Annotated in this window: 23 protein-coding genes and 5 pseudogenes; 19 read left to right on the forward strand and 9 right to left on the reverse strand. The window is 36.3% G+C overall.

Features of this window, described 5'->3' with window-relative positions:
* Positions 1-20: 20 nt before the first annotated feature.
* Together ACEWFJ_RS03265 and ACEWFJ_RS03270 are read right to left on the reverse strand one after the other, a co-directional pair.
* The gene (locus tag ACEWFJ_RS03265) at positions 21-614 is read right to left on the reverse strand and encodes a TetR/AcrR family transcriptional regulator (RefSeq protein WP_473690382.1); all 594 of its coding nucleotides are present in this window, start codon (positions 612-614) and stop codon (positions 21-23) included.
* Positions 615-643: 29 nt separating this feature from the next.
* Complete coding sequence (locus ACEWFJ_RS03270; protein ID WP_473690384.1) at positions 644-1,252, reverse strand: TetR/AcrR family transcriptional regulator; 609 nt, start codon at positions 1,250-1,252, stop codon at positions 644-646.
* Between the two features lie 286 nt (positions 1,253-1,538).
* Between ACEWFJ_RS03270 and ACEWFJ_RS03275 the strand changes: the two genes are divergently transcribed.
* The 3 genes and pseudogenes from ACEWFJ_RS03275 to ACEWFJ_RS03285 all read left to right on the forward strand — a co-directional run.
* On the forward strand, positions 1,539-2,024 hold the full coding sequence (locus ACEWFJ_RS03275; RefSeq protein WP_473690386.1) for a DUF2690 domain-containing protein: 486 nt from the start codon (positions 1,539-1,541) through the stop codon (positions 2,022-2,024).
* Between the two features lie 256 nt (positions 2,025-2,280).
* A pseudogene (locus ACEWFJ_RS03280) lies at positions 2,281-2,706 on the forward strand (IS6 family transposase); the annotation flags it as partial.
* A 59-nt stretch (positions 2,707-2,765) separates the two neighbouring features.
* Positions 2,766-2,840: pseudogene (locus ACEWFJ_RS03285) on the forward strand (LysE family translocator); the annotation flags it as partial.
* Positions 2,841-3,150: 310 nt separating this feature from the next.
* On the opposite strand, the pseudogene ACEWFJ_RS03290 reads toward ACEWFJ_RS03285, so the two are convergent.
* Positions 3,151-4,172: pseudogene (locus ACEWFJ_RS03290) on the reverse strand (low temperature requirement protein A); the annotation flags it as partial.
* Positions 4,173-4,227: 55 nt separating this feature from the next.
* On the opposite strand from ACEWFJ_RS03290, the gene ACEWFJ_RS03295 reads away from it, so the two are divergent.
* The gene (locus ACEWFJ_RS03295; RefSeq protein ID WP_440602967.1) at positions 4,228-4,788 is read left to right on the forward strand and encodes an NADPH-dependent FMN reductase; all 561 of its coding nucleotides are present in this window, start codon (positions 4,228-4,230) and stop codon (positions 4,786-4,788) included.
* Between the two features lie 136 nt (positions 4,789-4,924).
* A pseudogene (locus tag ACEWFJ_RS03300) lies at positions 4,925-5,029 on the forward strand (carboxylesterase); the annotation flags it as partial.
* 34 nt (positions 5,030-5,063) lie between these two features.
* Here the strand turns inward: ACEWFJ_RS03300 and ACEWFJ_RS03305 are convergent.
* Positions 5,064-5,591 carry a DinB family protein gene (locus ACEWFJ_RS03305; RefSeq protein ID WP_473692330.1) on the reverse strand — a complete coding sequence of 176 codons (528 nt, stop codon included), beginning with the start codon at positions 5,589-5,591 and terminating at the stop codon, positions 5,064-5,066.
* Between the two features lie 502 nt (positions 5,592-6,093).
* Between ACEWFJ_RS03305 and psiE the strand changes: the two genes are divergently transcribed.
* From psiE to ACEWFJ_RS03325, 4 genes are all read left to right on the forward strand, one after another.
* The gene (psiE, locus tag ACEWFJ_RS03310) at positions 6,094-6,498 is read left to right on the forward strand and encodes a phosphate-starvation-inducible protein PsiE (protein WP_473690389.1); all 405 of its coding nucleotides are present in this window, start codon (positions 6,094-6,096) and stop codon (positions 6,496-6,498) included.
* A 261-nt stretch (positions 6,499-6,759) separates the two neighbouring features.
* Positions 6,760-7,290, forward strand: a complete 531-nt coding sequence (locus ACEWFJ_RS03315; RefSeq protein WP_473690391.1) for a cysteine hydrolase family protein — start codon at positions 6,760-6,762, stop codon at positions 7,288-7,290.
* Between the two features lie 232 nt (positions 7,291-7,522).
* The gene (locus ACEWFJ_RS03320; RefSeq protein WP_473690393.1) at positions 7,523-9,631 is read left to right on the forward strand and encodes a GW domain-containing glycosaminoglycan-binding protein; all 2,109 of its coding nucleotides are present in this window, start codon (positions 7,523-7,525) and stop codon (positions 9,629-9,631) included.
* Positions 9,632-9,993: 362 nt separating this feature from the next.
* Positions 9,994-10,146, forward strand: coding sequence for a XapX domain-containing protein (locus tag ACEWFJ_RS03325; RefSeq protein WP_473690395.1), 153 nt, complete (start codon positions 9,994-9,996; stop codon positions 10,144-10,146).
* Between the two features lie 230 nt (positions 10,147-10,376).
* Here ACEWFJ_RS03325 and ACEWFJ_RS03330 read toward each other — a convergent pair whose 3' ends face one another.
* Positions 10,377-10,808, reverse strand: coding sequence for a hypothetical protein (locus ACEWFJ_RS03330; protein WP_473690397.1), 432 nt, complete (start codon positions 10,806-10,808; stop codon positions 10,377-10,379).
* 512 nt (positions 10,809-11,320) lie between these two features.
* On the opposite strand from ACEWFJ_RS03330, the gene ACEWFJ_RS03335 reads away from it, so the two are divergent.
* Together ACEWFJ_RS03335 and ACEWFJ_RS03340 are read left to right on the forward strand one after the other, a co-directional pair.
* On the forward strand, positions 11,321-11,554 hold the full coding sequence (locus ACEWFJ_RS03335; RefSeq protein WP_473690399.1) for a hypothetical protein: 234 nt from the start codon (positions 11,321-11,323) through the stop codon (positions 11,552-11,554).
* A 498-nt stretch (positions 11,555-12,052) separates the two neighbouring features.
* Positions 12,053-12,511, forward strand: coding sequence for a hypothetical protein (locus ACEWFJ_RS03340; protein WP_473690401.1), 459 nt, complete (start codon positions 12,053-12,055; stop codon positions 12,509-12,511).
* 71 nt (positions 12,512-12,582) lie between these two features.
* Here ACEWFJ_RS03340 and ACEWFJ_RS03345 read toward each other — a convergent pair whose 3' ends face one another.
* Both ACEWFJ_RS03345 and ACEWFJ_RS03350 read right to left on the reverse strand, forming a co-directional pair.
* The gene (locus tag ACEWFJ_RS03345; protein WP_473690403.1) at positions 12,583-13,125 is read right to left on the reverse strand and encodes a hypothetical protein; all 543 of its coding nucleotides are present in this window, start codon (positions 13,123-13,125) and stop codon (positions 12,583-12,585) included.
* A complete protein-coding gene (locus ACEWFJ_RS03350; protein ID WP_473690405.1) occupies positions 13,122-14,768 on the reverse strand; it encodes a hypothetical protein in 1,647 nt (548 codons plus the stop codon). The genes ACEWFJ_RS03345 and ACEWFJ_RS03350 overlap by 4 nt, the downstream gene beginning before the upstream one ends.
* Before the next feature lie 406 nt (positions 14,769-15,174).
* On the opposite strand from ACEWFJ_RS03350, the gene ACEWFJ_RS03355 reads away from it, so the two are divergent.
* Positions 15,175-15,510 carry a zinc ribbon domain-containing protein YjdM gene (locus ACEWFJ_RS03355; RefSeq protein WP_473690407.1) on the forward strand — a complete coding sequence of 112 codons (336 nt, stop codon included), beginning with the start codon at positions 15,175-15,177 and terminating at the stop codon, positions 15,508-15,510.
* 544 nt (positions 15,511-16,054) lie between these two features.
* Here ACEWFJ_RS03355 and ACEWFJ_RS03360 read toward each other — a convergent pair.
* Positions 16,055-16,885, reverse strand: coding sequence for a LysR family transcriptional regulator (locus tag ACEWFJ_RS03360; protein ID WP_473690409.1), 831 nt, complete (start codon positions 16,883-16,885; stop codon positions 16,055-16,057).
* Positions 16,886-17,008: 123 nt separating this feature from the next.
* On the opposite strand from ACEWFJ_RS03360, the gene ACEWFJ_RS03365 reads away from it, so the two are divergent.
* Positions 17,009-17,749, forward strand: a complete 741-nt coding sequence (locus ACEWFJ_RS03365; protein WP_473690411.1) for an SDR family NAD(P)-dependent oxidoreductase — start codon at positions 17,009-17,011, stop codon at positions 17,747-17,749.
* Positions 17,750-17,863: 114 nt separating this feature from the next.
* On the opposite strand, the gene ACEWFJ_RS03370 is transcribed toward ACEWFJ_RS03365, so the two are convergent.
* Positions 17,864-18,223: a winged helix-turn-helix transcriptional regulator gene (locus ACEWFJ_RS03370; RefSeq protein WP_473692332.1), complete on the reverse strand. Its 360-nt coding sequence runs from the start codon at positions 18,221-18,223 to the stop codon at positions 17,864-17,866.
* Positions 18,224-18,438: 215 nt separating this feature from the next.
* On the opposite strand from ACEWFJ_RS03370, the gene ACEWFJ_RS03375 reads away from it, so the two are divergent.
* The 6 genes and pseudogenes from ACEWFJ_RS03375 (at position 18,439) to ACEWFJ_RS03400 (ending at position 23,936) form a co-directional block, all read left to right on the forward strand.
* Positions 18,439-19,632, forward strand: a complete 1,194-nt coding sequence (locus tag ACEWFJ_RS03375) for an MFS transporter (protein ID WP_473690413.1) — start codon at positions 18,439-18,441, stop codon at positions 19,630-19,632.
* 35 nt (positions 19,633-19,667) lie between these two features.
* Complete coding sequence (locus tag ACEWFJ_RS03380) at positions 19,668-20,510, forward strand: aldo/keto reductase (protein WP_473690415.1); 843 nt, start codon at positions 19,668-19,670, stop codon at positions 20,508-20,510.
* Between the two features lie 236 nt (positions 20,511-20,746).
* Positions 20,747-21,262 (forward strand): PadR family transcriptional regulator, encoded by a 516-nt coding sequence (locus ACEWFJ_RS03385; protein ID WP_473690417.1) that lies wholly within the window; start codon positions 20,747-20,749, stop codon positions 21,260-21,262.
* A 784-nt stretch (positions 21,263-22,046) separates the two neighbouring features.
* The gene (locus ACEWFJ_RS03390; protein ID WP_473690419.1) at positions 22,047-22,382 is read left to right on the forward strand and encodes a heme oxygenase; all 336 of its coding nucleotides are present in this window, start codon (positions 22,047-22,049) and stop codon (positions 22,380-22,382) included.
* 361 nt (positions 22,383-22,743) lie between these two features.
* A complete protein-coding gene (locus ACEWFJ_RS03395) occupies positions 22,744-23,334 on the forward strand; it encodes a class I SAM-dependent methyltransferase (RefSeq protein WP_473692334.1) in 591 nt (196 codons plus the stop codon).
* A pseudogene (locus tag ACEWFJ_RS03400) lies at positions 23,321-23,936 on the forward strand (DedA family protein). The gene ACEWFJ_RS03395 and the pseudogene ACEWFJ_RS03400 overlap by 14 nt, the downstream one beginning before the upstream one ends.
* The last annotated feature ends 7 nt before the right edge of the window (positions 23,937-23,943 follow it).

The following is a 23,943-nucleotide window of genomic DNA, read 5'->3' on the forward strand; positions in this document are numbered from 1 at the left end:
GCAATGAGGCGATAGGTTCTTTATTTGCTGATCATCCTCATCAGCATTTCGATATCCGGGATGCGAAACTGCCGTTCATCCACCAATCCCACCATCATCACTCCGGTTAGTACCGTCAGGAAGCCGGCAATCAATTCTCCCGGTTCCCCCGGTGCAATCGTCCCATCCCTTTGTCCCTCTTCGAACAAAGGCCGAAGGATGCTAACATAATCGTCTAACGTGTATTGGTTGATCAATCTTCTCGCTTCTTCAGGCACGCCATCGGACGTTCTTGCCTGATAAATCAGCTGAAAATACGGGGCTCCTTCCTCATCCATCATTTCTTCAACCAATTTTCTGATTTTATCATAAGCGCTTCCCGGAAGGGATGTAACGAGCGACATGGCTTCCTGCGCACCCTCTATAGCACCTTGGACAAGCGTAACGAAAAGCTCTTCCTTGGATTTGAAATAATGGTACACTAGGCCATGGCTAATGCCTGCTTCCTTCACGATCATACTCATTTTGGTTCCGGCAACGCCGCGTCTGGAAAATACGCTTAAGGCAGCGGCCAAAATCTGTTCCCTGCGCTCATCGCGGATCTGGATCAGCTGCTCTTCATTTAATGGTGCCACGCTGCACCCGCCCCTTCGAGTTCATATCATTAACCTTTCTTATTAGGTTTTTGAATTTGAAGCAATTCAATAAAAACACCTATCATGTCCTGTATTTCTATTCGATTATCAACAAAATGTTGCAAATTGTATCCATTAAAAAGGGCCATTCCTGCTGTTGCTAAAGTTCTAGCATCTAATGGACTTCCGATTATACCTTCGTCTTTCATTCTCTGAAAAAAATGTGTAAGGAATGATCTCCATTTTTCCATTTGGAGAATAAGCCTTTCTTTTATTAGAGGTAATTGATTAGATATCATACATCCTTGGAGAAGCATGGGAGAAGAACCTTTTTCATAAGCCTCATTCACCAAACGCATAGAGTATTCTTTAAATTTATTTAGCAAATCACAATCTTTTTGAGTAAGAATTTCCTTTAAATCCTCAAAATAAAAATCAATACCTTCTTTTATCAGTTTCAACAAAAACTCCTCTTTATTGGAAAAATGAGCATAGAATCCACCTTTAGAATAACCAGCGTGTTTTACAATCTGATCAATGCTTGTACTAGAATATCCTTGCTTAGAAAACAATTCAATTCCTGATTGCATTAATCTGTTAATTGTATCTTCTGATTGTTTCTGATGATAATTCACCATAGTACCCCTTTTTTAAAAAAAACTAAATATTTAATTAATCTTAGTATATTCCTCAGCATACAATAAATTAATTAATACCGACTAGTTGGTGTTAATTAATACCACGTATAAAGGGTATTCATTTGATTTCTTTTTTAATTTATTTTCAAAAGATTAATACCTTAGTAGCATTTTTGCTTTGTTGCTGTCTAAAAAATGGTCGTTTTTATAAATGTAAAATAGTTCCTTAGTACATCGTAATGCAAATTTTCACATGGTAAAGTTTGAAAAAAGGAGAGTTGTTATAATGAATAAATTATTGAATATTGTGATGATAGCTACTCTTTTCGTTGGTCTCTTTTTTGCAATTACACCAATAAATAAAGTATTTGCCCTATCTTATGATGGTTCAGACCCTGTTTCAACAGGTTGTGCAAAAGATGCAGTAACCAAATCCTATAGTGGTATTGTTGACAGATACGATAATTTTTATGGAAAAGTGGAGCTAAAATGGAGTGCGAAGTGTCAAACATCTTGGGCGAAAATAACGCTTTATCGTGCCGCTCCGTACGATAAAGGTACTTTCTATGCGAATGCAACTGTGTACAGTTACAATAGTAGTGGTAATTACAGAGAGGTATATACTTGTGCTAGTGGTGGTGGTAACGGGGCGATAATGAAAGGTCAAACCTCCTGTTATACCGCTCAAGTGTATAATGGTGCTGGGTATACAGCTAAGGCTAAAGGGTATATCAATTGGGGTATAGCCAGTGGAGTGACTAATCGGTACTAATCTGCGAAGAAATTTTGCGTCCTTCAGCCAAAATGGGATTTAGAAATTATAACTCTGATAATCTATATATATTTTGTTTTGTTGCATAATCGGCCGCTTTAATTAAACAAACAGCTAAAAGGATCTTCCAGCCGAAGATCCTTTTTTCATGCCTATAAGTGGTGTCATGTTAACCTTACATGAATACTTATGGTTCTGTTGCAAAGTTTTTTAAACTAAGCTATATTCTAGAAAAATGAGACGAGGAGAATGACGTTACCTATATCGTGCGATTGATAAAGAGGGTTACACATTAGATATTCAACTGCGTAAAAAGCGAGATAATCAGGCCGCATATGCCTTTATGAAAAGATTAGTGAAAAAGTTTGGAGAACCAACGGTTCTAACAACAGACAAAGCTCCAGCATTACTTTGTGCGTTTAACAAATTAAGGGAACAAGGCTTTTATAAACATACAACTCACTGCACAATCAAGCATTTGAATAATCTCATAGAACAAGACCATAGACATGTAAAGCGACGTTTTGCCAAATCCGCAGGATTTCAAAGTCTTCGCCATGCTTCACGTACCTTGAAAGGAATCGAAACGATTCATGCCATACATAAACGAAAACGCAGTTTGCAACCAAACTGCGTTTTTTCAACATACAATGAATTACAGCAATTACTTAGAATTGTATAAGATTCAGCTGTACTCACCCTAACTTTCTATCTGTAAAAAAACTTTGCAACAGAACCTCTGCCGCAATAGTACTATTCGGATTTAGTGGTTATTTTGGTTACGAGTTTATAAAACAAGTAATTACTTTTATCTAAAAAGCATAACTCTTATAAACTTAAATATGGTGGTTATAATGTAAATGAAAAAGATACGCATTTTAAACCCAAACGCAACGTAATTGTAAATATGTTATATTACGCAGGTACCCCCTCAGGAATTCGTTGATCCCTGGGGGGTTCTTTAAATTCCCTTCAAATATGATTATCCAAATGAATTTCCCTTTCTCCCATGAACCTCATAAAAACTTCAGAGTCTTATTTAAGTCGTTGTTAATTTAGCGTAGATGATAAAAAATAGGGTTAATTCTCCCATTATGACAATGTTCGGAACTACTACTATTAAATTAATAATAAAAAAGATGGCTAAAATCGCTAAAAATAGCCCTAAATGATAATATTTCAAACGATGTTTTTCATATCTGTATTGATGAAAAACAATAGAAGTTGCAATGAAATAGAGTAATACAGAACCGAATACAAAATACAAGATAAACAAATAACGAACCTCTTGTAAAAACAGCAGCTTGATAGATGCAGCAATCATGCTTAAAGACATTAAAATAAACAAATGACCGTAAATAATGATTTGGCCGGCTGTTTGGATTGATTTATCTACTTTCTTTTCTACATTATCAAAATACTGCCACCACATAGAAATAATAAGGATAAATGAAATAAACGAAAATGAGATTGAATGCCAATCCCCTTTTTGCGGCTGCAGCACAGAAATGGTGCTGACGACCGATTCTCCAAAAAGGATTAATGTCAATAAAGCAAACCGTTCTAATAAATGAGCTGTATTGGGTGGTGCTTTCACCAAATACTTGCGTCCGAAAATAGGTACAATAATATCCACAATAATTCCTGCATATAACAAGGCGTATCGAATCCATGAATCAAAAAAGAGAGAAAAAATGAGATTATGATTCCAAGCCAAAAACCTCTTCCTAAAAAGCGAGCCACCTTTTTTCGATTACCTTCTTCTATCTTTTGAACAACAAGATATTGGATAGCTGTTAGTGCTCTTAATCCAATATAACCAATCAGGAAGGAGAGATAGTATTGATCAAAATTTACCGATAAGCTGGATGTCATAATAAGAACAAACAACATTTGAAGAATCATAAATATACGTTGATGTAAAAAATCTTGCCCATACCGATTCGTAAACATTGTTTGTCCAGTCCAAGACCACCATATCGGAATAAACATGAGAGCAAACTTTAATAAATATTCTGGGTGAATATACCCTTTTTCAACATGAACTAGAACTTGAGTAGTAGTTGCAACTGCTGCTACAAATAACAGGTCATAAAAAAGTTCTAACCATGTAACCTTTTTTCTTCCATTTTTAGCACTCCTTCCCATATTTGATAGAGTATAGTATCATGAAAGGTAACTTCGAACAAGGAGGGTAATTTAAATGACTAAAACGATTGGCCTTATTTGCGGCAGTTTAAGAAAAAATTCTTATAATCGAATCATTGCTCAATCATTGACAGATATGAGTGATTCTGTTCAATTTCGTTGGATTGAGATAAAAGAGCTTCCTCTATTTAACGAAGATTTAGAAGTAGGCGGAGATCCAGAAGTAGTAACATCATTTAAGTCATCTATTCAAGAAGTTGACGGTATTATTATCGTTAGTCCAGAATACAATTCCGGCATTCCGGGTGCGTTAAAAAATGCGCTGGACTGGGCATCAAGACCTTCGAAATCCTCCGTTCTTAGTAGAAAGCCAGTTGGCTTAATTGGAGCAACTCCTGGCGGATTAGGTACCGCCTTTGCTCAAATGCAAATTAGACAAATACTAGAAGCCATGCAAGTTCATGTTCTTCCATTTCAAAAAATGCTGATTTCGCAAGTACATGAAAAGATTGATTCTGATCAGAAAGTGCTTACTGACGAAAAAACAAAGCGATATCTTCAGCGTTATTTACAACAATTTATTCAGTGGATTGATCACACTCCTGTTCTAGATTAACAAAAGGGGCAAAATTTTAATGCCCCTTTTCTCCTTCTTCATGGAACGTGAGGAACAGAATACGATTTATCCCGCATTAACGGGCAGTAATATTGGTAGAATGATTTCGAACGATTATTCGCTGTTAAGAGTATGAGGGAATGTATTAGAGCATGGGATGGAGCGTTTTTTTCGCCGCATTGCTGAAGGTGTCTTTGATGAAGAAGATCTTATTTTTCGCACGAAAGAATTGAATCAATTTTCAATGGAAATGTATCAGGAATCGATGACTTTTGTTATTTCTTTTTTAATATACTTAAATATGCATCCCATGGGCCAACGTCTTCTCTGTACCTTTCAGACATAACACGAACGATTTGAGAAATATGTGTTAAATCATGAACAACCCATGTTGAAATCAATTCTCTTACCTTTACCACACCAAATGCAGGATGGTATCCCGTCAATTCAAGCTGTAATTCAGAATCAATAAGTGATGTAAGTTTGGTTATGTTATGTTTTCTAATTGTTTTAAACTCAAATAATTTTTCTTCAATAGATCCTTGAGATTTATTGTTTAAGTGGGAAAAACGATCAAAATGAGGGAAAGGTTTACTTTCACCTTCCTGGAGAATAAATTCTAGCCGCGGTATCCAATTGTTTTTCTCCCCCTCAATGAGGTGTTCAATCACTTCAGAGACATTCCATGTTCCTTCCCCTTCATTGCGGTGCAACCATCCATCAGATAAACCAGACAAAAAATACTCCAATGTTTGTGGTGTACGATCAAGAATCTCAACAGCTTCATTTACATTAAAGTTCACATAATTTCCCCCTCTTGCTAATGATACAAAGGTATATTCCAAAAAATCATCTTCATACAACCCTTTAAAAAGTTGTAAATTATTCACATTATTATACATTAGTTTTTGGTGAACATTTATTACAATAATTACTTTAATTTCTTTTTTGAGATATGGTGATAATTTTTATCCCGCTATTCGTGAGCAGTAATACTCCCACCTCAAAATTCAGTGAAAGCAAAGAAGTTAGACGGGAGATAAACTGCCCGTAAAAGCTCGATTGGGGAGAGCTGATTAAAGTTTCATTTTATCTTTTCTATCCAAGTCTTGATATAATAGGATGCATTTTTGGCGAGCTTATGATTCTTAAAATTGTAAGGAAGAGTTGTTAGTTAAACAATTGTACAATTTATATTTTATTAATTGTGTATAGTAATTAATAAATTGTCACCTTTTGTATAGTGAAGCAGTTTTGCTATAATGTATTAGCATAATTTATATATAGAGAGGAGTACTAGATGAAATGCAAGGATCTAAAATCGATCATCACATTGCTAATATTTTACAGTGGATATTAAATATAGCTCTTATTATATTATCCCTTGTTCTATCTATCTTTTTAATCAATGAAACGTTCACATTTATACAATACGTATTTTCATCCAAAAAATATACACCGTATAAACTAGTTGAAAGCATTATTGTTTACTTTTTATATTTTGAGTTTATTGCATTGATTATTAAATATTTCAAATCGAATTATCATTTTCCGTTGCGTTATTTTATTTACATAGGAATTACAGCCCTAATTCGATTAATTATTGTTTCTCATGAAGAACCATTTGAAACATTATTATATGCAGGCTCTATTCTCATTTTAGTTGTTGCTTTATATCTCTCTAATGTAAGGGATTTGAAGAAAGATTGATTTATCCCGCGGGACAGTAAGACCCCCATCTCGAGATTCAATGAAAATCGAGGTAGGGGTCTTACTGTTTGTATATGCCCGATTAGGTGTGCTAACTATCAGTGGGGGCTCTACTAATAGAATATTGGAAATGGCTCTACACTTCTTTGAGAATTCATTTTCTGATGGTTATCCATTATATGATGACTCATTTTGGGGACATTAAAAAATGGATTTCTTTCATTGTTTTTGTAAATTGAAACATGTTGGGAGGTATTTTTTATGGAAGAAAATTGTACAGCACTACTCATTATTGATGTACAAGAGGGTTCGTTTAAAGAGGAAAAAATATTATATAAAGGAGAAGAGTTATTACAAACAATTCAATCGTTAATTAAGAAGGCACATTCTTCTCATGTCCCCGTTATTTATATGAAATTTAACGGACCATCCGGGGCACCTCTTGAACGAGGAACATCAGGTTGGGAAATTCATAAATCTATAGCTCCCTCAACACATGACATCATACTTGAAAAAAATCATCCTGATTCATTTCATGAAACAAGTCTTCAACAAGAATTAGATGCAAGAAATATAAAACGAATTATTCTCACAGGAATTCAATCGGAGATTTGCGTGGATGCAACATGTCGATCAGCCTATGGACGTGGATATGACGTTATACTTGTAAAAGATGGACATAGTACATACGATTCTCAAGTTTTATCTGCATCGCAAATTATTGATCATCATAATCATGTACTTGGGCAATGGTTTGCTGATGTAAAAAATGCTCAAACAATTAAACTGTAATTTCCCTTAATCCATATGATTTGAACGTCATACTTTTCTCCAATATGAAATTACATATCGGGCATACTAAAATATACTATCTTAGCTTTTTTCGTTCCTAGCTAAGATAGTTTTCGTTGTCGTTGAATTTCTTTCGAAGTAAGATGATATCCTATCCTCTTTTTGCTTGGATAATGATAGAATAGGAGAAAAAACTTTCATACATAGGAAAGACATTCGGGGGGAGCAGAGTTTGCAAAAGAAGAAGTTGTATTCCAGATTGTACCGTAATTTTGTGCTGATAGGAGGAGCTTTACTGTTTTTTGCACTTCCAGTTCAAGCAGCGGATAATCCTCCTGCGACTAGCGTACAAGAGAATCAAATCGTGGCATGGACGAAAGGAAATTCCATTTGGACGCTTCCTTATGGATTAACGGGTGCTAGTTATGTAGGGTCTACGAATGATTATTCGGGTAAAGAGATTCAGCTAGTTCAGAAGATGATTGTAAATGATGTGGTATGGTATCAATTTAGTATAAATGGTCAAGTAATCGGATGGCTGGATAGCCGCGCGCTAAGTGATTTGAAAAATATCCAAACGATTAATCAGACTGCTGTGATGGGGGCAACGACAGTCAATGGTGTATGGTCGATGCCATACGGTGTATCGGGTGCGAATTATTTAGGTTCAACGGATCTTTACGCTTACCAAGATATTCAGTTGGTAGAAAGTGCTACATATGGCGGTGTGCAGTGGTATAAATTTAGCGTAGATGGCAAGGTAATCGGCTGGATAGATCAAAAGGCGTTAGATAATGCTGGGGAAGCAAAAGATGCCAATTTTACGGTTGCAATCGGAAGTACTTATAACAATGGTATATGGACAACGCCTTATGGAGTCACAGGTGCTAAGTATATTGGAAGCACCAATGATTATGCCTATCAAACAGTTCAAGTGGTGAAGACTGTAACGCGAGGGAATGTAACATGGTATCATGTGATGAAAGATGGCAAACTGCTAGGTTGGATTGATGGAGAGAAGGCAGTTTCAGATTTACAGAATGTAAAAGATGAAAATTACTCTGCTGTAATGGGTCTTTCTACGAAAGGAGACGGAATATGGAGCGCTCCTTACGGCGAATATGGCGCAAGTTGGGTTGATTCTACCAATAGTTATAGCTATCAAAACATACAGGTTGTACAAAGTGCCACGAAAGGAACGGTTACGTGGGATAAAATTATGGTAGACAACAAAGTATTGGGTTGGGTAGATGCGAGAGTATTTACGAAAACGATATCGAATATAAAAGATGAAAATCGGATCGCACTTGTTGGAGATACGGATGGTCATGCAGTATGGAGTGCACCTTATGGTGAAAATGGTGCATCCTTTGTTGGTTTTGCAAATAATTATGATAGTCGTCCGATTCAGATTACCCGCAGCTTAGATAAAGATGGGGTGCATTGGTATTATTTTAAAGTAGATGGTCACGAAGAAGGTTGGATTGATGCAAATGCAATTTCTAGTGCAACGAATATTCAACCTTCAAACAAAGTTGGACATGTGAGCAATGCAGCAGGTAATGCGGTCTGGACGAAGCCTTATGGAATGCAGCATGCTAATTATGTTGGTTCTGCAGCGGATTTTGTACATCAAAACTTGAATTTATTACAATCTGCAACCTATAACGGGGTGACGTGGTACCAAATTGAGCAAAACGGCCGCACTGGATGGCTCGATAGCCGAGCGGTTAGCCTAGGTGGAATCACACTTGCAGATAGTTTCCATACAGTTGATGATAATAACCAATTAATTGTAGTTACAACGAATGGTTACGGAACAAACTTAGCACGTATTCGTACGTTTGAACGTGTAAATGGTGCTTGGAAGCAGCTGTTAGATATTAATGGGCATATTGGCCGGGATGGATTTGCATCGAAAATGAGTGAGAATGTTGTGCAGTCACCAAGGGGGAAATATTCTATTGGTACGGCATTTGGTCGTTATGGCAACCCAGGTACAAAATTACCATTCCATCAAATTACGTCGGATGACGTTTGGGTTGATGATTCGAACAGTGCTCTCTATAACACGTGGCAGTCTCGCAGTGCGACGCAGGGACAATGGAACAGTGCTGAAAAGATGGATATACCTGCTTATAATTATGGATTTGTCATTAACTATAATACAGACAGAATTCCAGGTGCCGGAAGTGCAATCTTCTTCCATGTTTCTGATATGTATACAAATGGTTGTACTGGTACGGATCAGCAAGACGTTATTTCTATATTGAAGTGGCTAGATCCAGCTAAAAATCCGGTGATCATTCAGAGTCCTGAATCTGAGTTAGGAAATTATTGAAGAGGTTTATCCCGTATTAACGGGCAGTAAGATACCCACCTCAAGATGAAGAAAGAAACGAGGAAGATAGGTGGGGGACAACTGCCCGCAAAAGCCCGATTGGTGAGAGCTTTCCATCAGTGGGGGATGAAGAAAACCCCCACTGATGGAAGTTTCACTTTATATAAAGGGAAAGAAAAGGATAGATGCAAGCAGTTACATACTGCCTGTTCTATCCTTTTTTTAATAATAACTCAACACGTATGAAAAATATCCTATTTTAGGGAATGCTAATACAAGCTGTGTTAGCGATTATCTGGGTTCAATATATGATTTATAAATTAGAGAAAAACAGCACATGAAACAAACAGGAGGAAGGTAACATGCATGAAATCATAATGTCAACTTTCGCAGGATTAATCGTAGGAATCATATTTACTCTGTTAAAACTCCCGATTCCTGCACCCCCGGTTTTCTCAGCAATCATGGGAATCATTGGTGTATGGGGTGGAATGAAGTTAGTTCAATTTTTTTAGGCTAAGTTAGGAGGTAAAATTAACACTCGTATGTTCAAGAACTTATTGGATTCATGAAGATGGCCGTCTTAGTTAATATAAATAATTTGCTAATACCTTTGACAAATTACTGTCAGAGGTGTTTTTTCTATGCACAGGGTACGGAAAAATAACAAAAGAGACCTTAAAGAGTCTCTTTTTCTACATAATCACTGATATCGGTAGTGAAATGGATATTTTTTTCGTTTCTATTATATCTCGAAGAATGTTCTTTCGAATGTCCCTGGGATAAATTGCACCCCTGCATCAGGTTCGAAGATTTCAATATTTGTGTAGAGAACTGATACAAGAACCATAATCTGTCCTCCAGGGAATTCTAATGTTGCTGCAGGTGGACTTAGCGTAAGCATTCTAGTAATTTGTCCATTTCCTCCTGAGGTAAATTCTCCTGATGCTTCAAGGGTTCCACTAACTTCAGTTCTCTTCATATTACTAGGAAAGCTTCCATCTCTGTTCATGCAAGCGTATACTGCCAGTGCATCTGCCATTGCAATAACCGTTGTCGTCACGTTATCGTCAAGACCTGCTATTTGAAATGAAACTAACAGGTTTCCGCTTGAAGAAGGTCCAGCGGCACTGGCATTAATAAATTGTGCATTCGTCCTAAAGTGTTGATTCGTCATGAAATCTCATCCCCTTATTCATGGTAATTTAATATATGCCTGTACGAGGAAGAACGAAAGAGATAAGAGTGGAAAATTTTAAGTACATGAGAAAAAATAATGAGTGAAACAGAGATGGATGTCGTACTTTCGCAATTATAAAAACCACTGTACATACAGTGGTTTTTATAATTGGATTATCTCCCTTTTTATCCCGCTATTCGTGGGCAGTAAGACCCCCACCGATGGAAGTTTCACTTCATTTCCGTTATATCTCAAAATTTGTTCTTTCGAATATTCCCTCAATAGATACTGTGCCGGTATGGGATTCTGAAACTTGAACATTCGTGTAGGAAACCGATACAAGAACCATTTCTTGTCCTAGAGGGCATTCTAATGTTATTGCAGGTAAATATATTGTAAGGGTTCGAGTAACTTGCTCATTTTTTCCGGAGGTAAATCTCACAGATGCCTTAACGGGTCCGCTAACTACAGTTTTTTTCAGATCGTTAGGGAAGTTTCCGCTCCTGTTTATGCAAGCGTATACTGCAGTTACATCAGCACTTGCAGTAGCTGTTGTCGTCATATTATCGCCAAGACCTGCTATTTTAAATGAAACTATCAAGTGCGCACTTGGAGAAGGCCCAGCGGCATTTGCGCTAATAAGAGGTGCACCGCCACTGATTTCAATTTTTTTAGACGGACGAGTAATCGATTTTGACACCACTACTGCATTTTGTAATGTATTAGCTAAAGTGGTCGTATAAATTTTAGCCATGACTGTATTTTGCGAGTCTACAAATTGATTGTTGTTTTGTAGATTAGTACCATTTTGTAATCTTGCATCATTATTTTGATTATCACATAAATTTGGAAAGTGCTCTCTAAAGTATTGACTATTATAATGAATATCATCACTTTGATACGTATAGCCAGATTTGTTAGTAGTGTATAGCTTTTTTTATTAGAAGTCATTTTTTCACCTCTAAATGAAACGTTTTATAATGTCTGTATACATAATATATATAAGATGCAATGAATTTGTTTGCATATGCATTTAAATGTTTTTATTCTGCTACTTTTGGGCAGTAAGAGTCCGATTGGTTCAACTAATAATCAGTGGGGGATGAAGAAAACCCACACTGATTAAAGTTTCACTTTATTTTTCGACCCATTTGTGCTGCTGTTTTCCTAGTTCCATATTTCTTACCTCTTGCATACATTATGTTAGGCATTGGGAACTATTTTGAATTGAGGTGTGAATGATGGGAACACAAGAATCAAGTGAGACACAACAGTCAAGTAATACACAACAACCAAATGGTACACAGCATTCAAGTGAGACACAACAGTCAAGTAATACACAACAATTAAGTGGTACACAGCATTCAAGTGTATTCACCTCTAGTACGAATCCGTCATCCAATCCGCTTTCTAAAGAGGCGAAAAAATTAGAAAAGGAGATTTCTACACTTATCAAGGATGTTTTAGGTGATTTGAAAATGAGTTTAAAATTACAAAAATCACAGATGAAAAGGAACATTCGTAACATGGACATTGCAAATAAGCAGGAAATCTTACAACAAACAGAGGAAGGCTTACAAGCTATACTTATGGATATAAAAGATCAAATTCGGATGGACATAGAACAAATGGAGAAAAAAGAGGATGCGATTTCTGTATCAATAGAGGCAGATGCAGAGAAAAAGCCTGAAAATCAGTAAGAAGAAAATTCGTAATATACTTCCGAAGGAAAAAGAGAGTGATGAATAGGAGATATCCATCACTCTCTTTTTTATCCTAAAGTTTGTGGGGGAACAGTAAAACCAACAATAGAACATATAGAAAATACGTAGATGGTGGTTGGTGTAGTAAGATTATCTACAAAAAATGCAAGACAATCGCATACTTTTAATACAAAGATATTGTCAATGATGGAAGGAAACCCTTCAACGAGCAGGTTTATTTTCAATCCAAAATTTGAAGTTGCTTCTAATTCTGTGCCCACCGTGTGGGAACAACATTTTTTACAATTACGTTTACAATCACAGTGTTCAGTTTCTTTTTTTATGCTGTCGCAATTGTTAGTTGTAGCAAGTAGAAAATCAAAAACTGGATTGTTAACGGCACTAATACCTGTAATTTTATTTATTTGTAAGGTTGTATTTAGAATTGGTGTATTTAGATTTGCCTTTTTAAATGTTACAGTTGCACAATCATTTACATTAGTAATGACCTGATTTGGAATCGGGTTTCCTAGCGGAGTCGTTGTATTTACATAGATGTTTATCTGTTTATCTGCGGGGGTAGGAATCGTAGTTTGGGCATTTTGTATCATGCGCAATAATGCGGATAAAAATGCAGTACAACAATCACATTCTTTAAACTTACAATCACAGTCTTCAAAGCTGCAACCACATTTTTTTCGATTATGTTTTCGAGTTTTTTCTTTTCATTGCACTCACATTCTTTAAACTTACAATCACAGTCTTCAAAGCTGCAATCACATTTTTTTCGATCATGTTTTCGATCTTTTTTCTTTTCACTGCAATCGTGTTCTTTAAACTTACAATCACAGTCTTCAAAGCTGCAACCATATTTTTTTCGATCATGTTTTCGATCTTTTTTCTTTTCATTGCACTCGCATTCTAAATTCACATTAACGGTAACACCACCCACATTTGTGGAGATGGTTTGGGTATTGTTTAACGGGGAGTCATTTGTATGCCCCTGAATAGTTTGTTGTCCTTGCGCTTGGAGCTGGTCTCCTAATGTTTGTGTTTGTTGCTCATGTTGCTTTTGTGTTTGCCCTTCTTGTGTTGTCCTTTGTTCTTGGTCAACAATAGGTCCTTCTTGCTCAGCATTTTGTCGATTATTTTGTTTTTGTTCTTGTTCAGGTCCTTCTTGTTTAGCGTTTTGTTGAGTATCCTGTTCTTGTTCGACGTCTTGTTCAGGTCCTTCTTGCTTAGCGTTTTGTAGAGTATCTTGTTCTTGTTCGACGTCTTGTTCAGGCCCTTCTTGTTTAGCCTTTTGTTGAGTATCCTGTTCTTGTTCGACGTCTTGTTCAGGTCCTTCTTGTTTAGCGTTTTGTAGAGTATCTTGTTCTTGTTCGACGTCTTGTTCAGGCCCTTCTTGTTTAGCCTTTTGTTGAGTATCCTGTTCTTGTTCGACGTCTTGTTCAGGTCCTTCTTGTTTAGCCTTTTGTTGAGTATCCTGTTCTTGTTCGACGTCTTGTTCAGGTCCTTCTTGTTTAGCGTTTTGTTGAGTATCCTGTTCTTGTTCGACGTCTTGTTCAGGTCCTTCTTGTTTAGCCTTTTGTTGAGTATCCTGTTCTTGTTCGACGTCTTGTTCAGGTCCTTCTTGCTTAGCGTTTTGTAGAGTATCTTGTTCTTGTTCGACGTCTTGCTCAGGTCCTTCTTGTTTAGCGTTTTGTTGAGTGTCCTGTTCTTGTTCAGGTCCTTCTTGCTTAGTATTTTGTCGATTATTTTGTTCTTGTTCAGGTCCTTCTTGCTTAGTATTTTGTCGATTATTTTGTTCTTGTTCAGGTCCTTCTTGCTCAGTACGTTGTCGATTATTTTGTTCTTGCTCTTGTTCTTGGCAGTGACAATCACACCTAGATCTGAAACATTTTCGACAAAAGCCAATAGGTGGACAAATGTCTTTTTTCCTATGGCGCCTGCTTCTATCACACTCGCACTTTTCTTTACGGCACCTTTCACATCTTTCCTTGCGGCACTTTTCTCTATCGCAATCGCATTTTTCTTTACGGCACCTTTCACATCTTTCCTTGCGGCACTTTTCTCTATCGCAATCGCATTTTTCTTTACGGCACCTTTCACATCTTTCCTTGCGGCACTCTTTTCTATCACACTCGCACTTTTCTTTACGGCACCTTTCACATCTTTCCTTGCGGCACTTTTCTCTATCACACTCGCACTTTTCTTTACGGCACCTTTCACATCTTTCTTCTTTGCTGCTCATATGCTCTCTCCTTTCCTTCAGATTTCTTCATTTATTGTATTCATAAGCAAATTGGAAAGTGCGGTATGGATAAGTACCTTTATTTTGAAATATTTTTTTAAAATTCATATAATCACATTGTTTTAAGTGTAATTTTAGATGTTTAAGAAACAAAAATGATTTAAGAGCACATAAATTTGTATAGTGACAATAAAGTCATTTAAAGGATAGTAAAGCTCTTTCAAATGGGGGTTTAGTAAAAGTGTACACATTCATGTAAAGGGGAGTTGGAAGAGAGGTTGTCAATATAAGAAGACTATGGCAGTATATAAAAGTATATAAGGACGACCTATATTTTTTATAAAAAGGAAGTTAAAACCAATTCTTATATATTAGAATGACAATAACGGATGGAGGAAATGGAATTATGTCGAATTTACCAAATTGCCCAAAATGTAATTCAGAATACACGTACGAAGATGGAGTCCTTTTTGTTTGCCCAGAATGTGCGCATGAGTGGAGCTTAGAAACTGAAGGTAGCGAAGGTGAAAAGGTTATTAAAGATGCGAACGGAAATGTTTTAAACGATGGTGATTCTGTAACAGTAATCAAAGACCTTAAAGTAAAAGGAACTTCACTAGTCGTAAAAATCGGTACAAAAGTAAAAAACATTCGTTTAGTTGATGGCGACCATGATATTGATTGCAAAATTGATGGTTTCGGACCTATGAAATTAAAATCTGAATTTGTTAAAAAGGCATAAAGTAAAGCATTTATCCCGCATTAACGGGCAGTAAGACCTCCACCTCGAGATTCAGAGAAAAGCGAAGAAGCTAGGTGGGGGATAACTGCCCGTAAAAGCCCGATTGGTTCAACTAACCATTCGAAGGAAAAGCACCTCCGAATGGAAGTTTCACTTTATAGAAACTAAAAAGGATTACCTTGTATTCATAAGAGGTAATCCTTTTTAATCTGTTTTCTTTTTTATCATTTTGTTGAAATGACTAACTATCGAAGAATAAAAGTTTGTAAACATCGCAGTGTCTAACTCCTTTAAGCGGTTGTTAAAAATAAGTGCTATTACATGAAAAATTGATGAACGATTTTTATAAAACAAGCAATACAAGATAATAATACAAAGCCTCCTAAGCAAGAACCAGTAACAATGTGGGTGAATAATAAATCTTGATTTTCGTTCATGGGAATCCGCTCCTTTGTCATATCCTCTAGCTTTATTGTTAGCTTACATTGAATTAAGAAGCGGAAACATCGAATTGCCTAACAAATTTCTTACATTATTGTAAGAATTATAATTCCTTCAAAAAACAAATAAACTTCTCCAAACTTTGTGACCTTTGTTTTCCGCGTTTAATAATAAAATCAATCTTCATTTTGTCGGGTAATTCCTCATGATGAATGGTATTCATTTTATTTCGGCTATGTGCAACATCTGCTGGCATGATACTAACCCCAAGACCTGCATGAACCGCTTGGAGAATGGATTCAAGTGAATCGAATTCCATAATAGTTGGTTGATTAAAATGATGTTTCTCTGCAAAATCCAACAATTTATTTCTATATATACAACTTGGATCGCTATTCACAAGTAAAGTTTGAGGATAGTGCTGTTTAATTGGAGAGATGAGCAGGATGTTTTCAAAATAACTGTAAACACTTTCGAACTGTGAATCATTATATGTACCGCTTATAAAAATTCCATCAATCTCTCCGTAGGAAAGCATGTCTTGTAGCTTTCGTTTATTGGCTGTTCTTATCTTTAGGTCAATGTTTGTATTTGATTGCAAAAAAGAAGAGAAGAGCCACGGAACTTTCACAGCAGAAATCGTTTGAGATGCCCCGATGATTAAAGATTCTCTCCACTTTTTCGGATTTATTTTTGATTTGGCTTCATCCATTAACATTATAATTTGATTTGTGTAATCTAACAAAACTTCTCCTTGGTCAGTTAATGTTACTCCTCTGTTATTACGTATGAATAATGGGACGCTTAGTTCTTCTTCTAAGCTTTTTATGCGCTGGCTTATATTTGGCTGCACATATCCGAGTTTTTCAGCAGCTCTAGATATAGATTGTAATTCAGCAACATGTTTAAAAATCCATAAATCGTGACTTTCCAAAAATACATCCCTCCACTGATATCATTTTAAATGATACCGGCCTTGTTATTCAGTATTATACCTTTCGTATGAGCGAGGATACAATGAGTTATAACAAATACGAAAAGAAGAGGAGAAGGTCAAATGGAGATAAACGATAAAGTGGTTATTATAACAGGCGGTGGTACTGGTATCGGAAAGGCTGCGGCTATAAAACTAGCAGATGCAGGAGCGAAGGTTGTGATTAATTATAGCCATTCGGAAAAAGAAGCGTTAGAAACAAGGGACGAAATTGTACAATGCGGAGGTACAGCGCTCGTTGTGAAAGCCAATGTAGCGATAGAAAAAGAAGTTGAGGACATGGTACTGCAAACCGTGAAATCTTTTGGGACAGTAGATTTTTTAGTGAATAATGCAAGTATAACAGCGCAAATACCTATGGATGATTTGCAGTCTGCAACGGATGAAGTGTGGGATTCTCTTTTTAACGTAAATGTGAAAGGAATGTTTCATTGTGTAAAGGCTGTTGTTCCTTATATGAAGAAACAACGATCGGGTGCTATTGTGAATGTAGGCAGCGTTGCCGGAATAACAGGGCTAGGTTCGTCTGTACCGTATGCAGCAACAAAAGGAGCTATTCATACGATGACAAAATCGTTAGCCATTGCACTTGCACCTGAGATTAGGGTAAATAGTATCGCTCCTGGTGCAGTTCATACGAGATGGTGGGCTGACAATGAAGAGAAGATGTATCAACTTGCGGGAAACATACCGCTGAAAAGAATTTCAACACCTGATGAGATTGCAGAGGCAATCTTCTTTCAATTGACTCAGGAGTCTATTACGGGGCAGATATTTACAATTGATAACGGGCAGACGCTTTGAAGTTTTAGTTTATAGAAACATCCTCTTACTTCGTATATAAGAGGATGTTTTTAGTTATAGGTGACGGTTATATAGCAGAATGGATATGCATGTTTGAAAATCACATGTGTATTTTCAATTTTGTTGCTTCAGTTTATCGTTTAAAATATTCTCCTCCAAGACAGCAAATTTATCACCATATACTTTCGTAATATGTTTTTCTCCCCAAGTACATAGAGAGTTTAAAATATCTTGTAAGCTCCATCCATATTCACTTAGTTCATATTCCACTTTTGGAGGAACTTGATTGTAAACGATGCGATTGATGACGCCATCTTCTTCTAACTCACGTAATTGCTGCGTTAACATTTTCTGTGTAATGTTTGGCATAAGACGTTTCAATTCACTTGTACGTTTTTTACCATGAGTAAGATGACAAAGAATCACACATTTCCATTTTCCTCCTATTACTTCGAGTGTTGCTTCTACGGAAATATTGTACTTTTTTTCTCCATGCTCTTCCTCCTAATTGATAGGAACTTTTTAGTGCCTATGGAACTTTTTAGTACCTATATTACTTAAAAGTACGTACTTTTCTTTATTTCTCCTATATCCCATAATAACATTTGCCGGCGGATTCTTACCATATGGTTTTTATATAGTTTGTTTAGAAGAGATAGAACGATACAACAAGAAGGTGAGGAGGAAGAATGAATTTAGATAAAAAGCGAAGTACATTGGCACTGTTGGCATTAGCTGTAAGTGCCTTTGCAATCGGAACAACAGAATTTATTAGTGTAGGATTATTACCACTTATTGCGCAAGATTTAAACGTTACTGTTACAACAGCTGGATTAACTGTTTCTTTATATGCTTTAGGGGTGACATTTGGAGCGCCTGTCTTAACTTCTTTAACATCCAGTATGTCGCGTAAATCTTTATTACTTTGGATTATGATTGTCTTTATTGTTGGAAATAGCATTGCTGCGAGTGCAACAAGTATGAGTTTGTTGCTAGTTGGTCGCATTGTCTCTGCGTTTTCACATGGTGTATTTATGTCAATAGGTTCTACGATTGCTGCTGATTTAGTTCCCGAAAATCGCCGAGCAAGTGCGATTGCGATGATGTTCACAGGGCTTACAGTAGCAACTGTTACAGGTGTTCCAATTGGTACATTTATTGGACAACAATTTGGCTGGAGGGCTTCTTTTATAGCGATTGTTGTAGTGGGTATCATTGCTTTCATTGCAAACAGTATTCTTATTCCATCTAATTTGCGAAAAGGTAATCGAACAACATTTCGTGATCAAATTAGTTTAATCACAAACGGTCGTTTACTTCTTTTATTCATTATTACAGCTTTAGGCTATGGAGGTACATTCGTTGTCTTTACGTATTTATCTCCATTATTACAGGAGATAACCGGGTTTACGGCAGGGGCTGTTACGATTATTTTACTCGTTTATGGAATAGCAATTGCGATCGGTAACGTTATTGGTGGTAAAGTAGCGAACCGTAATCCGATTCGTGCGTTATTCTATATGTTTATTGCACAAGCAGTTGTGCTCTTTATATTAACGTTCACAGCTCCATTTAAGATAGCTGGTCTTATTACAATCATTTTAATGGGATTATTAGCGTTTATGAATGTACCAGGATTACAGGTATATGTAGTGATGTTAGCTGAACGTTTTGTACCGAGTGCAGTAGATGTGGCATCTGCAATTAATATTGCTGCATTTAATGCTGGAATTGCCATTGGTTCTTATTTAGGTGGTGTAATTACAGATTCAATTGGGCTTATTCATACGCCTTGGATTGGAGCATTAATGGTTCTAGGAGCTGTGATTTTAACAGGTTGGAGCAAAACTTTAGAACAAAAAGATCAAAAACGTGCAGCGTAGAAAATTTTCTTTAAAAATTAGGAGGTTTATTTATAATGGCGAAACATTTACAAGATAAAACAACTTTGCATAACGGCGTACAAATGCCTTGGTTTGGTATTGGAGTATTTAAAGTAGAAGAAGGTCCTGAGTTAGTGAATGCTGTAAAAACAGCGATTACGCATGGCTACCGTAGTATTGATACAGCAGCGATTTATGAAAATGAAGAAGGAGTTGGGCAAGGGATTCGTGAAGGGATACAACAAGCGGGTATTTCTAGAGAAGATGTATTCGTTACATCAAAAGTTTGGAATGCAGATTTAGGATATGAGTCTACAATTGCTGCTTATGAGACAAGTTTAAATAAACTTGGACTAGAGTATTTAGATTTATATTTGATTCATTGGCCTGTAGAAGGGAAATATAAAGAGGCGTGGAGAGCATTAGAGACTCTTTATAAGGAAGGACGAGTAAAAGCGATTGGAGTAAGCAATTTTCAAATCCATCATCTTGAAGACTTAATGAAAGATGCAGAGATTAAACCAATGGTGAACCAAGTAGAATACCATCCACGCTTAACGCAAAAAGAGCTGCAAGCATTTTGTCAGGAACATGACATTCAGTTAGAAGCGTGGTCTCCGTTAATGCAAGGACAATTACTCAATCATGAAGTACTTCAAGACATTGCTAACAACTATAACAAGTCTGTTGCACAAGTCATTTTACGCTGGGATTTACAAAATGGTGTTATCACCATCCCGAAATCTACAAAAGAACATCGAATTGTTGAAAATGCAGATGTATTTGATTTTGAGTTAAAGGAAGAAGATATGAAACGCATTGATGATTTGAATGAGAATCATCGTGTTGGTCCAGATCCTGATAATTTTGATTTTTAATGTAATGCATTGTTCCAAAGGTGGGATAGAGGAGTTATCCTGTCAGGAAGCTGTGTCAATTTTGCTCATGTTAAGCATCTGAGAGGATACATGGAGAACCCGCGCTTCAAGATTGTAAGGAGATAAGTGCGGGAGTTTTCATAATACGATCATTGATACCAACCCAAGTAATTGAGTTATTGTCTAGTTCTCATTTACATCATCGGCTATAATATGGTTTAGAAAGGATGATTTCTATGGAACAGCGTTCGCTCGTCCTGCTTGGTTTGCTTATGAGCCAAAGTCAGCATGGATATCAAATTAATGAATTTATTGAAAGAAATTTAAGTACAGTTACAGATATGAAAAAACCTACTGCTTATGCAACTTTAGATAAACTTCATAAAAAGGGATACATTGATGTTCAATTGGAACAAGAAGGAAACAGACCATCGCGCAAGGTGTATTCTATTAATGAAAATGGTAAGCAATATTTTTATAAATTGTTATTGGACAACTTATCTTCAGCCGAGAGTGTTAATTATCAAGGCGATATAGGGTTAATGTTTATTGATTTTCTACCATTAGAAAAATCGTTGCCTGCTCTAGAGGAACGATTAAATAAAAATAAGAAGTTCATTCATATTTTTAAACAAACTCCAGCTCATGAGATGAGGATTGGAGTCAACCTGGCAATAGAACATAAAATAACAATGTTAGAAGCAGAAATTGCGTTTCTTGAAAAAACTGTTCAAACTCTTAGTTCTAACTAACCTCAATAATGCGAAAGACAAGGGAACCTCTATATAGTAGGTTCTTTTTTGTTATCCCGCATTAACGGGCAGTAAGACCCCCACCTCAAGAATTAGAGAGAGGCGTTGTCCAGCTCTAGCGGCTAGATTCTCCGGTCGTTTCGCCCCCTCGGACAAGGCAAAAAGCGCCTCTCTGTCGGGTGCTCCAACGTCCTGCGATTCTGGGCGAGCCGCTTCCGCTTTTCTACAGAAGATAGGTGGGGGATGAAGAAAACCCCCACTGACGGAAGTTTCACTTTATATATGTGAGTGTTTCTGCTGCATATCCTGTTGATATAATTACCCTAAATATAACAATTTAATTTATAGTCATGTTTTTATTAGTCACGGTTGACTAATAAAAATGTTGTGTATATAATAATCTTAATTAGTCACACGTGACTAATTATTTTAAAACTAAAGGAGTGACTTATATTATTTCTCGCACTGTCATGGACAGTTCATATACTATTTTAGTAGATGAATCGAGAGTAAGTTTTGATATTCAGAGAATCTATGAAGTCGTCCAACTATCGCAAAAGAAGTAAAATTTAGAAATACAGTAACTATTAGGGTAACACATGATGAATGAATGCTGTGACAAAGTCTACCGAATGACAGATGGTAAACTAGAGCAAGCTAATTATTATTTAGCAAGAAAGTAGAAACAGAGATCATTCTAGCATTAGGATGAATGAAAAAAGTATATATGTAATGTAGATATTCAATTCGAAGAAGTTTCTAAACATTAAGGAGGTTTTTGAAGATGATCGTTGTTACAAACAGAATTAAAACAAAAGTAGGATTTGCAGAAAAGATGGCTCCAGCATTTACTCGTCCAGGTGCACTGCAAAAAATGGAAGGCTTTGTGAAAGTTGAAGTTTTAATTACACAAAACTTACCTGAGCATGACGAAATCAGTGTAAACACGTACTGGGAAGATATGGATAGCTTTACGAACTGGAGAAATAGTGATGCTTTTAAAGAATCACATAAAAGACCAGAGCCAGGTTCTCACGAAGCACAGCAAGAATCACCGATTTTAGGTAACCAAATTATTGTTGCAGAAGTTGCAGGTGTAATGGAGGCACTTTCTGAGTAAATATGTTTTTTAATAGGAATGGATGTATCCGTTCCTATTCTATTATTTAAATGTGTGTCCCAAAACGAAAAAGTAGTATCTTTTTCGTTTTGGGACATTTTTATTTTCTTAAGAAAATCTTAAGAAACCTCCTCGCTATTTTTTAAGAAACGCTATTTATACTGTTTAATACAAAGTGAAAGTACAGAGTGTTGCAAGGAATTCGTCTATAGCATGAGTGCATAAAAAGAGGCTTGCAAGCCTCTGCACTTGTCACTGCAATTCTCTGCACTTTCTGCTTGCAAAAACCATACCTATACTTAGAGCTATCTTACACAATAGTGATTAAGTGAGGAGATATTTTATGCAGAGGGGATATTTTATGCAATTGATTACATTCTTAAGTGAGTTTATTAAGCACCCGAAAAACACTGGGGCGATTGCTCCGAGCTCGAAAATATTAGCGAAAAAAATGGTAGATGCTATCAATTTTGAAGAAGCGAAATATATTGTGGAATTAGGACCTGGAACAGGATCTTTTACAAGAGAAATAATGAAGAGAAAAAAGAAACATACTACATTGATTCTTATTGAAATTAATGAAGTGTTTTTCAAAGATCTACAGAAACAGTTTGAGGATGATCCAAGCGTTTTTGTTGTACATGGATCGGCTGAAAATATTCAAAAGTACATCAAAGAGTTAAATATAGAAAAAATCGACTATGTATTATCTGGATTACCGTTCACTTCTTTACCGGTGGAAGTATCATTGCGTATTTTAAGCAATGTTATGGAAGCATTACAAGAGAATGGTGAATTCATCACATTTCAATATTCGCTCGTAAAGAAAGCATTTATCCAGAAGTTCTTTCCAGCGATATCACTTAAAAAGGTGTGGTTGAATTTCCCGCCAGCTTATGTGTTTTGCTGTGGAAAAGAACAAGGGAGGGCTGTAGCGAATGGACTTACATGAATTGTTATTATATATTCAACATTACGGTTACGGTGCTTTGTTTTTTGTTTATGGTTAGGAATTATTGGGATGCCAGTTCCTGATGAAATGGTTGTGATGAGCGGTGGATTTGTTTCATCGATGGGTATATTAAAACCAATTCCAGCTTTTATGTTAACGTATTTAGGTGTTGTGTCAGGACTCTCTTTAGGATATATACTTGGAAAAATATTTGGTTCGAAAATTCTTGATACACTCATGAAAAAGAAGAAGATGAAGTATCTTTTAAAATCACAAGAACTACTGAATAGATACGGACGTTATGCACTGGTAACAAGCTATTTCATACCAGTAGTGAGACATATTGTGCCCTATTTAGTTGGAATCAATAAAATGCCATTTAAAACGTATGCCAAGTACTCATACGTTACAGGATTTGTTTGGACATTGTTATACTTTATAATTGGGTTTATTTTTGGAGGAAACATAGAGCGTATTGTAGAACTCACAACTAAGTATGGTGTGTTTTTGGAGTAGCTATCGCTGTTGCATTCGGTATTTCTTATTTATATATGCATCGAAAAGAATCGAAGGAATCATGCAATGAAGATTTGATAGGCTGAAAATGTT

This window comes from Bacillus sp. EA-CB0995 (assembly GCF_055814245.1).

What these genes read in the sequence shown, in the direction of transcription:
- ACEWFJ_RS03270 (WP_473690384.1), bottom strand. Translation starts at nt 1,252, where the DNA reads ATGGTGAATTATCATCAGAAACAATCAGAAGATACAATTAACAGATTA.
- ACEWFJ_RS03275 (WP_473690386.1), top strand. Translation starts at nt 1,539, where the DNA reads ATGAATAAATTATTGAATATTGTGATGATAGCTACTCTTTTCGTTGGT.
- ACEWFJ_RS03295 (WP_440602967.1), top strand. Translation starts at nt 4,228, where the DNA reads ATGACTAAAACGATTGGCCTTATTTGCGGCAGTTTAAGAAAAAATTCT.
- psiE (WP_473690389.1), top strand. Translation starts at nt 6,094, where the DNA reads ATGCAAGGATCTAAAATCGATCATCACATTGCTAATATTTTACAGTGG.
- ACEWFJ_RS03315 (WP_473690391.1), top strand. Translation starts at nt 6,760, where the DNA reads ATGGAAGAAAATTGTACAGCACTACTCATTATTGATGTACAAGAGGGT.
- ACEWFJ_RS03325 (WP_473690395.1), top strand. Translation starts at nt 9,994, where the DNA reads ATGCATGAAATCATAATGTCAACTTTCGCAGGATTAATCGTAGGAATC.
- ACEWFJ_RS03330 (WP_473690397.1), bottom strand. Translation starts at nt 10,808, where the DNA reads ATGACGAATCAACACTTTAGGACGAATGCACAATTTATTAATGCCAGT.
- ACEWFJ_RS03335 (WP_473690399.1), top strand. Translation starts at nt 11,321, where the DNA reads ATGCAAGCGTATACTGCAGTTACATCAGCACTTGCAGTAGCTGTTGTC.
- ACEWFJ_RS03340 (WP_473690401.1), top strand. Translation starts at nt 12,053, where the DNA reads ATGGGAACACAAGAATCAAGTGAGACACAACAGTCAAGTAATACACAA.
- ACEWFJ_RS03345 (WP_473690403.1), bottom strand. Translation starts at nt 13,125, where the DNA reads ATGATACAAAATGCCCAAACTACGATTCCTACCCCCGCAGATAAACAG.
- ACEWFJ_RS03350 (WP_473690405.1), bottom strand. Translation starts at nt 14,768, where the DNA reads ATGAGCAGCAAAGAAGAAAGATGTGAAAGGTGCCGTAAAGAAAAGTGC.
- ACEWFJ_RS03355 (WP_473690407.1), top strand. Translation starts at nt 15,175, where the DNA reads ATGTCGAATTTACCAAATTGCCCAAAATGTAATTCAGAATACACGTAC.
- ACEWFJ_RS03365 (WP_473690411.1), top strand. Translation starts at nt 17,009, where the DNA reads ATGGAGATAAACGATAAAGTGGTTATTATAACAGGCGGTGGTACTGGT.
- ACEWFJ_RS03375 (WP_473690413.1), top strand. Translation starts at nt 18,439, where the DNA reads ATGAATTTAGATAAAAAGCGAAGTACATTGGCACTGTTGGCATTAGCT.
- ACEWFJ_RS03380 (WP_473690415.1), top strand. Translation starts at nt 19,668, where the DNA reads ATGGCGAAACATTTACAAGATAAAACAACTTTGCATAACGGCGTACAA.
- ACEWFJ_RS03385 (WP_473690417.1), top strand. Translation starts at nt 20,747, where the DNA reads ATGGAACAGCGTTCGCTCGTCCTGCTTGGTTTGCTTATGAGCCAAAGT.
- ACEWFJ_RS03390 (WP_473690419.1), top strand. Translation starts at nt 22,047, where the DNA reads ATGATCGTTGTTACAAACAGAATTAAAACAAAAGTAGGATTTGCAGAA.
- ACEWFJ_RS03395 (WP_473692334.1), top strand. Translation starts at nt 22,744, where the DNA reads ATGCAATTGATTACATTCTTAAGTGAGTTTATTAAGCACCCGAAAAAC.